Genomic DNA, 12,449 nt, shown 5'->3' with positions numbered 1-12,449 from the left:
AATCCATAAAAATTCTCTGCAATCCCATGAAATTTCAAAAGGTCACTCTTGCTGAGTTTCGCTTCAAAAAGGTCACCTGAAGGTCACCAATAAAAGAAAAAGCACCTACGAACTGATTGTAAGTGCTTGATTTTTAGAGTGGACCAGCCTGGGCTTGAACCAGGGACCTCCAGATTATGAGTCTGTTGCTCTAACCAACTGAGCTACAAGTCCGGCAAAAACAGCATAGGGCTGTAATGTGGGTGCAAAGGTAAGTGTTTTTCACGTAATTTGCAAATAAAACGCGAATTTTATTTTTGTTTTTTGTTTTTTGTCCTTACTAAGTTCAATAATATGGGACGATTATATGGCCTCATGGTTAGTTTCAAGCAGTCGTTTCATTTTTCAATATCGAACGTCACATACATTCCATTGCCCTCCCAAATGTCAAATTTCTGCACGAGTTTTGCCCCGTCGTATATTGCCACTACATTCATTACTATATCGTTTGCAGACTTAAAGGCATATTGTTTTTCAAGGTCTTTTGGACTGAAACAATATACACGGTTGCTGTTATTGAGTTCAATTCGTATGTGATGGTCTGCTCCACGGTAATTCAAGGTAAGATATAACACATTGGGCTGTATGTAGAATAAAATGTCTGTGTAGTTGGTATCGTAAGTGATATGATACTTGGCAGAGAGATCCATGTCCTGCAATGATGCGAGAGCCTTGCTTAGGTCGGCATCAGCATCCACGATGTTCGAAAATATGCTTACTGGGAATTTATGCATCGCTATCGTCTTTAAATCGTAATCGCCGACAGACATCATGGCATTTTCTATTCTCACATCTTTCCCGGTCTTAGTCACCTTGCCGTTTTCATCAGTCGTGAAACCAGACTCCGCATCGGTATAATAAATAATGTATTTACCTTTATATTCACCCTTTATCGTATTTCCGAAATCCTCTTTCTGTTTTTCTGTAAGTTTTTTCTCAACGTGGTATTCATTATTGAGACAAGACGAGAATGCCAATGTCACAATCATCGCCACCATCACTCTCAGCAAACTGATATTTTTCATATTCATATAAAATTTGGAATTACTTAAATAACGCTTTATTATATGATATTATTGTGCATGTTCTTAATAATTATATAAGGTATTCAAATTTTCATTCCGACATGAAAAATCATAAAACATACGTCTTAATGTGATTTTTTTAGCCTTTTTTTTTGCTGTTACAAAAGAAAAAATTAAATTTGCAAACGAACTTGGATTTACCTTTACTGATTTGTAGGTGATAAAAGTATTGAATACTATATTAAAACCATTAATCGGTTCTTTGACTAACTATAATAAATTCTGACAAAAATAATTATTAACTACAATGAAACGTTACATTATCGCATTGATGCTGACTATATTGTTTGGCACAGCAGCAAAGGCACAACTGCCGAAAGTTAATCTCAAGAGTATGAACGGAAAAGAGGTTCGCACCGACACTATTAATAATCAAGGCAAGCCGATAATCATAAGTTTTTTTGCCACATGGTGCAAACCCTGCAACCGCGAACTGAAGGCAATCAACGAGGTATATGAAGACTGGGTAGAGGAAACCGGCGTGAAACTTATTGCCGTTTCAATAGACGAGGCTCAGAATGTAAATAAGGTGAAGCCATTGGTAGATTCTAACGGATGGCCTTACGAGGTATTGCTCGACCCGAACCGCGATTTCAGCCGTGCACTCGGTATTCAGACAATTCCTTTCACACTTATTGTTGACGGCAACGGCAACATTGCTTACAAGCACAACGGATATACCGATGGTGCAGAGACCGAACTGATAGAGAAAGTTCGCGAAATGGTAAAATAACATCTTTTGGATAACAACTAATTTAACAAGAATACGTTCACAATACCAATGAAACAATACAAGACATTATTCTTAGCCTGTTGTTTGGCTTCCTCTGCGTCCGGTGTTTGGGCACAGAGTGCCGACGACGGCAAGAAAGTAACCTTGAGTGGAAGTGTGCAGAGCGACATGCTCATCCCTACTACAAGCAAGCAGGATGATGGCTCCAACGAGGACTTCCGCACTAACACATACGTAGAGGCAAACGTGATGAACAAATACGTTGATGCAGGTCTGCGTTTCTCTTACCTTGACCACCCGCTTCCCGGCTTCGAAAAAGACTTCAAAGGCTGGGGCGTGCCTTTCTTCTACGTAAAAGGTAAAATAAAGAATGCCGAACTAACACTCGGACACTACTACGAACAGTTCGGCTCGGGATTCATTCTGCGCACTTACGAAGAGCGTTCGCTCGGCATTGATAACTCGTTGTTTGGTGCACGATTGGTAGTGAAACCGTTCAACGGTATTCAGATAAAGGCTGTCACCGGCAAGCAACGCCGCTACTGGTCGTTGAACAAGGCTTGGATGACAGGTGCCGACATGGAATTGAATCTCAATGAATGGTCTAAGGCAATGCAGGAGAGCGGCACATACGTGACACTCGGTGCATCGTGGATAAACAAACACGAGTCTGCCGGCTACGAGGAGGTATTTGTAGATGCAACCCACAAACTCAATTTCCCCGACTATGTCAACGCCTACGATTTCCGTGTGAACTTCCAAAAGGGCGGATTCAACGTACTGGCAGAATATGCCGGCAAGACACAAGACCCATCGTTCGACAACGGATATACATACAGAAAAGGATATGTGGCAATGCTTTCCACATCCTATTCCCAAAAAGGAATGAGTCTTCTGTTGCAGGCAAAGCGTTCTGACAATTTTGCATTCCGCAGCCGTCGCAGCATGACAGGAACTTCGTCGTTCCTCAACCACCTGCCGGCATTCACCGAAAGTCACACCTATGCCCTACCGGCCATTTACCCATACGCCACCAACCCGGCAGGCGAATGGGCATACCAGGCACAGTTCGGATATAAGTTTAAGCGTCACACCACATTCGGCGGACGATATGGCACAAGCATGAAAGTGAACTTCTCTCACGTTCATGGCATCGACCGCAACCCACATCTGCTCAACGGCACATTCACGAAAGGTTCAGACGGATACGGCTCAAGTTTCTGGAAATGGGGCGACCAGACCTACTATCAGGACTTGAACGTACAGATAGAAAAGCGCATCACCAAGGGATTCAAACTCACTGCGATGTATATGAACCAATTCTACAACAAGACAGTTGTTGAAGGAAAAGGTGGCATGATACACTCAGACATTTTCATCGCCGACGGTTTGTTCACATTCAGCCCTAAGATGTCATTGCGTGCCGAGGCACAATACCTCTCAACCAAGTACGATGAGGGCGACTGGCTATTCGGATTGCTCGAACTGTCTATTGCGCCAAACTGGATGATCACACTGTCAGACATGTATAACAGCGGCTCTACAAAGTCTCACTATTATCAGACATTCGTTACATATAACCGTGGTTCACATCGCGTACAGTTGGGTTGGGGACGCACCCGTGCAGGCTACAACTGTTCAGGCGGAGTTTGCCGATATGTTCCGGAGTCTAAAGGATTCACAGTGTCATATAACTATAATTTCTAAACAAATGTCATAACCTCCATCAACGTGGAGGATAAAAGAACATAACAATGATAAAGAGATTTGTATATATATTAATAGGTGTAGCGATGACTTTGGCATCGTGCAGCGAGATTGACGAGAACGACCGTCTGACGACGATAGACAAAGTCGAGGTGCGCAAAAAGGTTCTTATCGAAGATTTCACAGGACAGAAATGCATCAACTGTCCAAAGGCCGTTGAAACGATAGAAAGCATGCAAAAAGAATACGGCAAGGAGAATATCATTGCCGTGGGAATACATGCAGGACCACTCGCATATAAGGGCTCAAGTAGCAAAATAGGACTTTTCACCGAAACCGGACAGAAGTATTACGAGCACTGGGGCATTGAGGCACCGCCAATAGGACTTATCAACCGTCAAGGTGGCAAGTTGAACATTACCGATTGGCCTAAGGCTGTAAGAGAAGCCATATCTCAGACCGCTCCGATAAATATTGAGATAAGCAATACTTACGATGAAGCAACAAAGTCTGTAAAAATAGACATAAAAACAGTTGGTATCACAGATGCCACAACAGGAAAACTGCAGGTATGGGTGATAGAAAACAATATCACAGCCATGCAGTTGATGCCAGATGGCACAAACAATCCTAACTATGTTCACAACCATGTTTTCCGTGCAACGGTAAACGGATTGTGGGGTGACGATTTTGCGATAAACAAAGACGAGACAAAGACAAACCAATATACATTGACTTTAGATGAGAAATGGGTTGCCGACAATGTCTCAATAGTAGCATTTGTATATAATGACAATGGCGTACAACAAGTTGAGTGCAAACCAATAAAATAATAACAATAAAAAAGAAATAACAATATGAAAAAGATTTTTACTTTATTCTTAATGCTTGTTGCGGGAACAACATTTTCTTTCGCACAAGGGGTGGATAACATTTTACAATTCACAGACAAGGAAGGTAATGTGCTTGAAGACGGTAGCACTGTCACACGAAACGATGTTGTTTCTGACGGCTTCGACGAATCGATGATTAATGCCGACATATCTGTCATAAACACCTCAACAGAAGAGCAAACAGTTTATGTAAAGTGGAATATCACAAGAATTGATGGTGGTACTGTTCAGACATGTTTTGGATCATGCTGGAGACAGACTACTGTGGGAGAATATACAACATCTTCAGTTATACTTCAACCCGGCGAATCACTAAGTCTCGCCACAGAATGGATACTTCCTGAAGATGCAAAGGAAGGCCAAACTTGCATAGTTACCTACCAGATAGTAAGAGTAAAAGGCTTGACAGAACATCAGGGAAGTAAAGTTACCGTAAACTATGTGAACGGTAAATCTGCAAGTATCGACAATGCCGATGCAGACCGCAACGTGGAAGTAGTGGCACGCTACAATGCCAACGGACAGAGAGTGGACGCCAATACCAAGGGCGTGAACATCATTAAACTCTCTAATGGCAATACATTGAAATCAATAAATTATTAATTAGCCATCCCTATTAAACACTTTAAGCGGGAGACCATTTGAAAATGGTTTCTCGCTTAAAGTGTTTAATAACCCTGATAAGCCATTAACTCCCGAACTCCATATTATCCGCACTTACAGTTAAACATTGTTAAGTTGCAGGAAATGTCCTGCTTTTTCTATGCGAGTCATGTTTTATTGCTTAACTTTGCATCGTAACTTTATTAATACTATGGGCATCATTGATGTGCCGTAATTTAACTAATAACCAATCATGGCAAACGATTCAAAGAATTTCAGAGTAGAATCTGACTTGCTGGGCGAACTTCAAGTTCCCGCCAATGCTTATTATGGCGTGCAGACTCAGCGTGCAATCAACAATTATCAAATCTCTAACAGCAAGATGATGGACTATCCCGAGTTTGTCATCTCTATCGCTTACGTGAAGAAAGCCGCAGCAATGGCAAACGCAGAAGTAGGCGAACTCGACCCGAAAATAGCAGATGCCATCTGCCGCGCTGCCGATGAAATAATCGCCGGCAAGCATTGGGAGAACTTCCCTGTAGATATGATGCAGGGCGGTGCAGGTACTTCGGTGAACATGAACGCCAATGAGGTGCTTGCTAACCTCGCCTTAGACATCATGGGTTATGAGAGAGGCGACTATCAGCATTGCTCTCCTAACGACCACGTAAACTGCGGACAGTCAACAAACGACGCTTACCCCACAGCCATACACTATGCCGTAATCCGCATGAACAAGAGTTTGGTGAAGAGTCTTGAGAACCTAATCGCTGCAATACGTGTAAAGGCAGAAGAGTTCAAAGACGCAGTGAAGATGGGTCGCACACAGTTGCAGGATGCAGTGCCAATGACTTCCGGACAGGAGTTCAACGCCTACGCCAACACCTTGCAGGAAGAGATTGAAAACATTGAGCGCAACGTAATACTGCTCAACAAAATCAACATGGGTGCCACAGCAATCGGTACCGGCCTCAATGCTGCACCGGGCTACGACGACATCTGCACACAACGCCTGAGCGAACTCACCGGCGAGAAGTTCGAGAAAGCATCAGACATGATAGCAGCAACACCGGACACCGGAGCATTCGTAAGTTATTCTGCTGCGCTGAAGCGTCTGGCAGTGAAACTGTCGAAGATGTGCAACGACCTGCGTCTCATGGCTTCCGGTCCTCGTTGCGGTCTCCATGAAATAAACCTCCCACCGATGGCTCCGGGTTCGTCAATAATGCCGGGCAAGGTGAACCCTGTAATCCCCGAACTGATGAATCAGGTATGCTTCAAGGTTATCGGTAACGACACTACCGTTTGCTTCGCTGCAGAGGCCGGACAGTTGCAACTCAACGTTATGGAACCGGTAATTACCGAATGTCTGTTCGAGAGCATGACATGGCTCGAAAAAGCAATGGACACTCTTCGCGAGAAGTGTATCAAGGGCATCACCGTTAACGAGAAACATAACCTCGACATGGTGAAGAACTCAATCGGTATCGTTACCGCCCTTAACCCATACATCGGATATAAGAACAGCACCAAGATTGCTAAGGAAGCACTCGAGACCGGAAAGAGTCTTGAACAGGTGGCACTCGAAAAGAAACTCCTCACAAAGGAACAACTCGACGAGATGCTAGACCCGAAAGCAATGCTTGAGGTTCACAAGAAGGTAAACTAAAAATAACCACCACCCTATGTTCCTTATTAACAAAGAAACATAGGGTGGTTTTTTAGTGGCAGTTTTTACACTTTCGTCAAACAAGAGAAAGCGTTGATTAAACCAAAACAGAATCTGTAATATGAATTATACCGATGCAAATTGGGCGAATTTGAAAAGCAATTTCGCCCGTTTTGGTTTCCAAATTGGGCGAATTTGGTTTGCAAAACAGGCGAAATTACTTTCTAAAATGTTTTCTTTTTGTTGCTCATCGTCACACTTTATGGTAGAACTCCGATAGCGGCAGGCGGTAACGGTCGCCTCTTACCCCGCCTTTGGCACGCACTCCGCAGGTTATTACCATGTTGATACCACAGTCGTATGGCAGTCTGAGGACTTTCTTTACCCGCAAACTGTCGAAGCCTTCAAGCGGACAGGTGTCGTATCCCTGTTCACTCATGGCCAGCATGAAGGTCTGCGCTGCAAGTGCACAACTCTTATGAACAACAACTCTCATATCTGTCTCTGAAATCTGACGCTTAACGGGACGCTTCAAGCCTTTCAGCTGAATGAGAATCTTGCGGTAGAATCCGAATAGTCCGAACAGTCGTTTATAGTTATAGGGCATCAACTTGGCATAGTAATCCTCCTGCATTGCGATGCGGTGAGCCTTCCGTTCCTCCGGACTGTTAAGGTTTATTTCCTCTATATTTGCTTTCAGTACGGCCTCGGCATGGCTCTTCCATCTGTCTTGTCGTGTTACGAATACCACTATCTGACGTGCCGTTCTTGCCGAACCCTGACCCAGGCATGCCGTGGCCAACTGCTTCAGCACTTCCGGATTGGTGACATGAAAGCACTCCCAGAGTTGCATGTTAGAACTCGTGGGAGCCAACGTGGCAAGTCGTATGCACTCTTTCACCTTATCATCGTCGAGCGGTTTCGCCGCATCATATTGTCTTACGGCGCGCCTGTGCTCCAAAATCTCTTGTAATGACATTATTTTTCTATTATTTGATTTTATTATTAATCTTTTCCGGTAAATAACCGATACAAAGATATTGTTTTTTTATTAATTCATAACGACTCTCTATGTTATAAATATATAATTACATAGGTTCAGGATAAGCACCGATTCAAAAAATTTCTATCATACTCTATTTTTCCATTATACTGAACAAAAAAGATCCGGCATTTTTACGCTTTTGAAGGAAAATGTCCGATTAGAGCAACTTTTTGTCCGATTAGAGCAAGTCGCTTATGGACAATTTTACTTAACTTTGCAAAAAGAAATGGCAAAGCAATGACTGAAGAACATAAAGAAAAAGAAACGGGAAAAGTTTCACAGGAACAACAGTGGGGGGCAGAACTTTTTCGAGGATTGCTTCGAACGCTTGGAGTCCATTCGGGAAATGCTCGACTATGAATTAGAGTGCAGCACAGATGAGTTTTCTGCCCATCCCGAAATTGCGGATAAGAATCAGCCGAAAGATACTGTAGATGGAAACGAAAGCAGAACTCTCTGTGTACTTGAAGGGTGGCGATTACGCCATCATTATTCCCAAGTGAACGTATTAGAAGGAAATTCAATAAAAGAAAAAAATTGTAATACTCTCTTCTGTGCATCCTGTGCGCGACTAAATTTGTCTTGCCCCAATGGGCATAGCATGATAAGATAGCAACAAAACCAGAAATGCTGTGAGTAGAATAATCAATGTTTCACCAATAAAATAACAAGTAATGGAGACTAAAAATTTCAGGAAACAATATGTGGCATACAAGATGTTTGCCATTGCAACAGTAGTGATGATGAGCATGGCGTTCACCGCATGCTCGAGTGACGATGATGATTCGAAGCCCAACCCCGATGCAGTAGAATACGTAAATCTTGGCCTACCAAGCCGTATAAAGTGGGCAAAGTGTAACCTCGGTGCCAATAAGCCTGAAGAATATGGAAACTACTACGCTTGGGGAGAGACAAAGCCTAAGACTACTTACAATTGGAGCAACTACAAGTGGATGCAACAAGGAAAATACGAATGGATATACATTACCAAGTACACCATCAAAGACGGCAAGACTGAAGGTATATGGTATGACTCCGGTGGAAAGTTCATCGGAGACGGCAAGATACTCCTTGAACCCGGAGATGACGCAGCCACCGCCAAACTCGGCTCACCATGGCGTATGCCGACCCTCACTGATATGCAGGAACTTATAGATAACTGCAAATGGGAATGGACGGAGGTAAACGGTGTAAAAGGCTGTAAGGCAACAGGTCCTAACGGCAATTCCATATTTCTGCCTGCCGCAGGCTACTACGCCGATTCCAAACTGAATGACAAAGGAACAAGGGGTGCTTACTGGTCGAGTTCGCACTCTGGGAGCATCACTTATAACGCCAACGACCTCGACTTCTTTTCCAACAACCCGCCAAGTTTGAATCACGATAGCCGTATGTTTGGCTTATCTGTACGCCCGGTAAGCGACTAAATTTGTCCAGCCCCAATGGGATAGCATAATAAAAAGCAACAAGATTTGTAATGATGTTAATAGGATAATCAATAATTTGTATTTCACAATTAAAATAACAAAACTATGGAAATCAAAAAGTTCAGGAAACAACATCCGGCATACAAGATGTTTGCCATCGCAACAGTAATGATAATGGGTGTGACGTTCATCGCCTGCTCGAGTGACGACGACGATTCTAAGCCCATCCACGATGCCGTTAAATATGTAGATCTCGGTCTGCCCAGTGGCTTGAAGTGGGCAACCTGCAACCTTGGAGCCACGAAGCCCGAGGAATATGGCGACTACTATGCTTGGGGCGAGACCAAGACCAAGGCTACTTACGAATGGGGCAACTACGAGTGGATGCAACAGGGAAAATCCGAATGGAAGTACATTACCAAGTACACCATCGCTGACAGTTGGATTGAAGGTATCTGGTATAACGGTATGAAATTCATCGGCGACGGCAAGAGTGTCCTTGAACCCGGGGATGACGTTGCTACCGCCAAACTCGGCTCACAATGGCGTATGCCGACCATCGCTAATATTCGGGAACTTATAGATAACTGTACATGGGAATGGACGGAGGTAAACGGAGTAAAAGGCTGTAAGGGAACAGGTCCTAACGGCAAATCCATTTTTCTGCCTGCCGCCGGTTTCCGTACTGGTTCCAAACTCCTAAGTAAAGGCAATAGTGGCTCTTTCTGGTCGAGTGAACTCTCTGCGTACAGCCGTAGTGCCTACAACTTCGAGTTCCTTGTCAACGAATCGCCAACTATGCCTCACTGTATCCGTATGTTAGGCTTCTCTGTGCGCCCGGTACGCAAATAAATTTACCTTATCCCGAACTCGCGTATTAGATATTGGCAAGCCTACGGGCGTTTGTTGAAGATTCGGCATACATTGTCCCGATATTGGTTTCTATTGTTTCAAGTGCATATGTTAAACCCCAATCGATCATTATAACGCATTTTGCTTAGATTTGATATTGTCGGCATGCATACCTACTGTTTTAGTCCGCTTGCCGACATCTGCTCAACAATCTAACATAATCAGTTAAAGATGCTAATAAACGATTGAGGTTTAAAATGGAAAGAATACTACAAAAACAAGCATAAAAGTTAAAAAATAACGATAAATTTAAAATAACGTACCTGTTTGTTTGTTCTAAAAAAAAAAAGTATTATTTTTGTAGGGCAATGTAAACTGATAAATTCGGTCATAAAACAATAAATTAACAATATCTATTAACTTAAAAAATTAACCCTTATGTTTAAAAAATTACTTACATTGGTAGCAATAGCGTTGCCGTTGAGTATTAGTGCACAAGTTTCAAAACTTGAGCCGGTATTGAAAAGTTACAAACTTTCAAACAAACCACAATACGTGGAAACAATCAACAAAATAAACCCGACAGAAAACCAAATCTGGTGGGGATATGTTTCAGGAAATGAGGCTCGCGGAGCTTTGGGAGTCGAGGGAACGGGCTCATTGGATGCAGCAATCTTTGTTCCGGGAACAAACACACTGGCTGTTGGAAAGACAATAAAAGCCGTTCGTTTCTATCTGCGTGACAAATCAGTCCTTGCAAATCTCAAAATCTGGGTATCCAAGAAATTGCCAAATAAAGGTTCAGCCGCTGATGTTCTTGTACAGAATGTAGATCTTGCCACACTGCAAGGTGGTGACGAGGCCAACAATAATCTTGGAAAAGTGAACGATGTGGAATTAACCACTCCTTACATGATTACCGGAGAAGGTGTATATGTAGGTTATTCTTTCGATGTCACTTCTGCTTCAACAAGCGCAGGCAAGTACCCTTGGTGTACTGTAGAAGGCTCTGATAAGAACGCTTTGTTCGCCGGCTGGGGAAAAGGTATCCAAGATATTTCCGGAGGTAAATATGGAAACCTCGCTTTCCAGTTGCTGCTTGAGGGTGATTTCATCGAATGCGGTGCAACTCCGTCTGATTTCGGGCTGATTGGAAGCGGCGTTGGAACAGTGAACAAAATAGATGTAAATATCATGAATGTCGGCCAAAAAGACATCTCAAATATAGATTATACTTTAACTATTGACGGAACTACAGGCGAAGAAAAACATGAAACATTTGCTACTCCTATCAAAGCAGGACAAAGCGGACAGATAAAAGTGACGCTCCCCGCTTACGATGAGGCAGGAAATCATAACATTGCAGTGACCGTAACTAAAGTTAACGGAAAAGACAATGGTGCAGAAGACAAAGTTGGCGAAGGCACTCTGAACGTTGTTACAGACTTCTTCTCACGCAATGTAACCATAGAAGAATTCACCACAGAAAAATGTCCGAACTGTCCGCGTGTTGCAGGATTCCTCCACGAATATCTTAAAAATGCAGATCGCGATCGCGTATTTGCCGTTTGCCACCATTCAGGATATTATACCGATTGGTTGACCACAAAGGCAGACCAAGATCTGGAATATTTGTACAATGATGGTGGTTCTACTTATGCTCCGGCATTTATGTTCAACCGTCAGCCTTATTTCACTGCATCATATCCTCAAGGTACAACCAACAAGGACAACGTGTACATTCCAAGTTCTGCCGGTGATATCAAGAGAATTGTCAATGAAGAATTAGGCAAGTTCTCTAACATGGAATTGAGTATCGATGTGGCTCCTAATGCCGATAATACACAGGCTGTGCTTACAATTAAAGGAAAATGTAATGACGCTTTTGACAAGACAAAAGGCCTGCTCACAGTATATGCTACAGAGGATGACGTGAAGGCCAGAGCACAGGCCGGCGCATCAGGTACATACTATCATCAGCACGTAATCCGCTACAACAACAGCACATGGGGTGACAATATCACATGGAACGGCAATGAATTCACTACAACTTACACTGTGACTCTGGATGCGAAATGGAAAAAGAACAAGATGTGGTTCGTAGCATTTGTGAACAAGCACAACACTTCTAACAAACTTGACAACATGATTGAAAACTCAATCGGTAAACAACTTCCAGTAAGCACAGGTGTGGAAGGCGTTACTAACGATGCCGAGAATGTTATAATGACAGACTGCTACACAATTGACGGTCGCCAGGTTTCTGCTCCGCAGAAGGGTCTTAACATCATCAAGATGTCTGACGGTACAACCAAGAAGGTTGTTATCAAATAATCGGAACTTCTTAAAAACAACAAACAGGGGCATTCTTCACGGATGCCCCTGTTGCTTAT

General features: G+C 43.1%; 10 protein-coding genes and 1 tRNA gene. 8 read left to right on the top strand and 3 right to left on the bottom strand.

The window, feature by feature from the left end; translation table 11 throughout:
• Window positions 1-139: 139 nt before the first annotated feature.
• Window positions 140-213: transfer RNA gene (locus tag EHV08_RS08050), tRNA-Ile, on the bottom strand.
• Between the two features lie 164 nt (window positions 214-377).
• On the bottom strand, window positions 378-1,064 hold the full coding sequence (locus EHV08_RS08045; RefSeq protein ID WP_158676069.1) for a DUF4840 domain-containing protein: 687 nt from the start codon (window positions 1,062-1,064) through the stop codon (window positions 378-380).
• Window positions 1,065-1,371: 307 nt separating this feature from the next.
• On the opposite strand from EHV08_RS08045, the gene EHV08_RS08040 reads away from it, so the two are divergent.
• The 5 genes from EHV08_RS08040 (at window position 1,372) to aspA (ending at window position 6,732) form a co-directional block, all read left to right on the top strand.
• Window positions 1,372-1,857: a TlpA family protein disulfide reductase gene (locus EHV08_RS08040; RefSeq protein WP_126678817.1), complete on the top strand. Its 486-nt coding sequence runs from the start codon at window positions 1,372-1,374 to the stop codon at window positions 1,855-1,857.
• 48 nt (window positions 1,858-1,905) lie between these two features.
• The gene (locus EHV08_RS08035; RefSeq protein WP_126678816.1) at window positions 1,906-3,564 is read left to right on the top strand and encodes a DUF6029 family protein; all 1,659 of its coding nucleotides are present in this window, start codon (window positions 1,906-1,908) and stop codon (window positions 3,562-3,564) included.
• A 47-nt stretch (window positions 3,565-3,611) separates the two neighbouring features.
• Entirely contained in the window at window positions 3,612-4,397 is a 786-nt protein-coding gene (locus tag EHV08_RS08030; protein ID WP_126678815.1) for an Omp28 family outer membrane lipoprotein, read from the top strand.
• 24 nt (window positions 4,398-4,421) lie between these two features.
• Window positions 4,422-5,060 (top strand): hypothetical protein, encoded by a 639-nt coding sequence (locus EHV08_RS08025; RefSeq protein ID WP_126678814.1) that lies wholly within the window; start codon window positions 4,422-4,424, stop codon window positions 5,058-5,060.
• Window positions 5,061-5,313: 253 nt separating this feature from the next.
• The gene (gene aspA / locus EHV08_RS08020) at window positions 5,314-6,732 is read left to right on the top strand and encodes an aspartate ammonia-lyase (RefSeq protein WP_126678813.1); all 1,419 of its coding nucleotides are present in this window, start codon (window positions 5,314-5,316) and stop codon (window positions 6,730-6,732) included.
• A gap of 253 nt (window positions 6,733-6,985) precedes the next feature.
• Here the strand turns inward: aspA and EHV08_RS08015 are convergent, their stop codons facing one another.
• Complete coding sequence (locus EHV08_RS08015) at window positions 6,986-7,711, bottom strand: nitroreductase family protein (RefSeq protein ID WP_126678812.1); 726 nt, start codon at window positions 7,709-7,711, stop codon at window positions 6,986-6,988.
• Between the two features lie 740 nt (window positions 7,712-8,451).
• Here EHV08_RS08015 and EHV08_RS08010 point away from each other — a divergent pair.
• The 3 genes from EHV08_RS08010 to EHV08_RS08000 all read left to right on the top strand — a co-directional run bounded on the left by EHV08_RS08010 (window position 8,452) and on the right by EHV08_RS08000 (window position 12,390).
• On the top strand, window positions 8,452-9,204 hold the full coding sequence (locus EHV08_RS08010) for a fibrobacter succinogenes major paralogous domain-containing protein (RefSeq protein ID WP_126678811.1): 753 nt from the start codon (window positions 8,452-8,454) through the stop codon (window positions 9,202-9,204).
• A gap of 105 nt (window positions 9,205-9,309) precedes the next feature.
• Window positions 9,310-10,056: a hypothetical protein gene (locus EHV08_RS08005; RefSeq protein ID WP_126678810.1), complete on the top strand. Its 747-nt coding sequence runs from the start codon at window positions 9,310-9,312 to the stop codon at window positions 10,054-10,056.
• A 438-nt stretch (window positions 10,057-10,494) separates the two neighbouring features.
• Entirely contained in the window at window positions 10,495-12,390 is a 1,896-nt protein-coding gene (locus EHV08_RS08000) for an Omp28-related outer membrane protein (RefSeq protein ID WP_126679460.1), read from the top strand.
• The last annotated feature ends 59 nt before the right edge of the window (window positions 12,391-12,449 follow it).

The organism is Prevotella koreensis (assembly GCF_003977605.1).
Taxonomy (GTDB): Bacteria; Bacteroidota; Bacteroidia; order Bacteroidales; family Bacteroidaceae; genus Prevotella; species Prevotella koreensis.
The sequence above is the reverse complement of the archived record's forward strand: the minus strand, read 5'-3'. Positions and strand labels throughout refer to the sequence as shown.

Excerpts from the sequence above, each read along its gene's own strand:
- EHV08_RS08045 (WP_158676069.1), bottom strand. The coding sequence starts at position 1,064 with ATGAAAAATATCAGTTTGCTGAGAGTGATGGTGGCGATGATTGTGACA.
- EHV08_RS08040 (WP_126678817.1), top strand. The coding sequence starts at position 1,372 with ATGAAACGTTACATTATCGCATTGATGCTGACTATATTGTTTGGCACA.
- EHV08_RS08035 (WP_126678816.1), top strand. The coding sequence starts at position 1,906 with ATGAAACAATACAAGACATTATTCTTAGCCTGTTGTTTGGCTTCCTCT.
- EHV08_RS08030 (WP_126678815.1), top strand. The coding sequence starts at position 3,612 with ATGATAAAGAGATTTGTATATATATTAATAGGTGTAGCGATGACTTTG.
- EHV08_RS08025 (WP_126678814.1), top strand. The coding sequence starts at position 4,422 with ATGAAAAAGATTTTTACTTTATTCTTAATGCTTGTTGCGGGAACAACA.
- aspA (WP_126678813.1), top strand. The coding sequence starts at position 5,314 with ATGGCAAACGATTCAAAGAATTTCAGAGTAGAATCTGACTTGCTGGGC.
- EHV08_RS08015 (WP_126678812.1), bottom strand. The coding sequence starts at position 7,711 with ATGTCATTACAAGAGATTTTGGAGCACAGGCGCGCCGTAAGACAATAT.
- EHV08_RS08010 (WP_126678811.1), top strand. The coding sequence starts at position 8,452 with ATGGAGACTAAAAATTTCAGGAAACAATATGTGGCATACAAGATGTTT.
- EHV08_RS08005 (WP_126678810.1), top strand. The coding sequence starts at position 9,310 with ATGGAAATCAAAAAGTTCAGGAAACAACATCCGGCATACAAGATGTTT.
- EHV08_RS08000 (WP_126679460.1), top strand. The coding sequence starts at position 10,495 with ATGTTTAAAAAATTACTTACATTGGTAGCAATAGCGTTGCCGTTGAGT.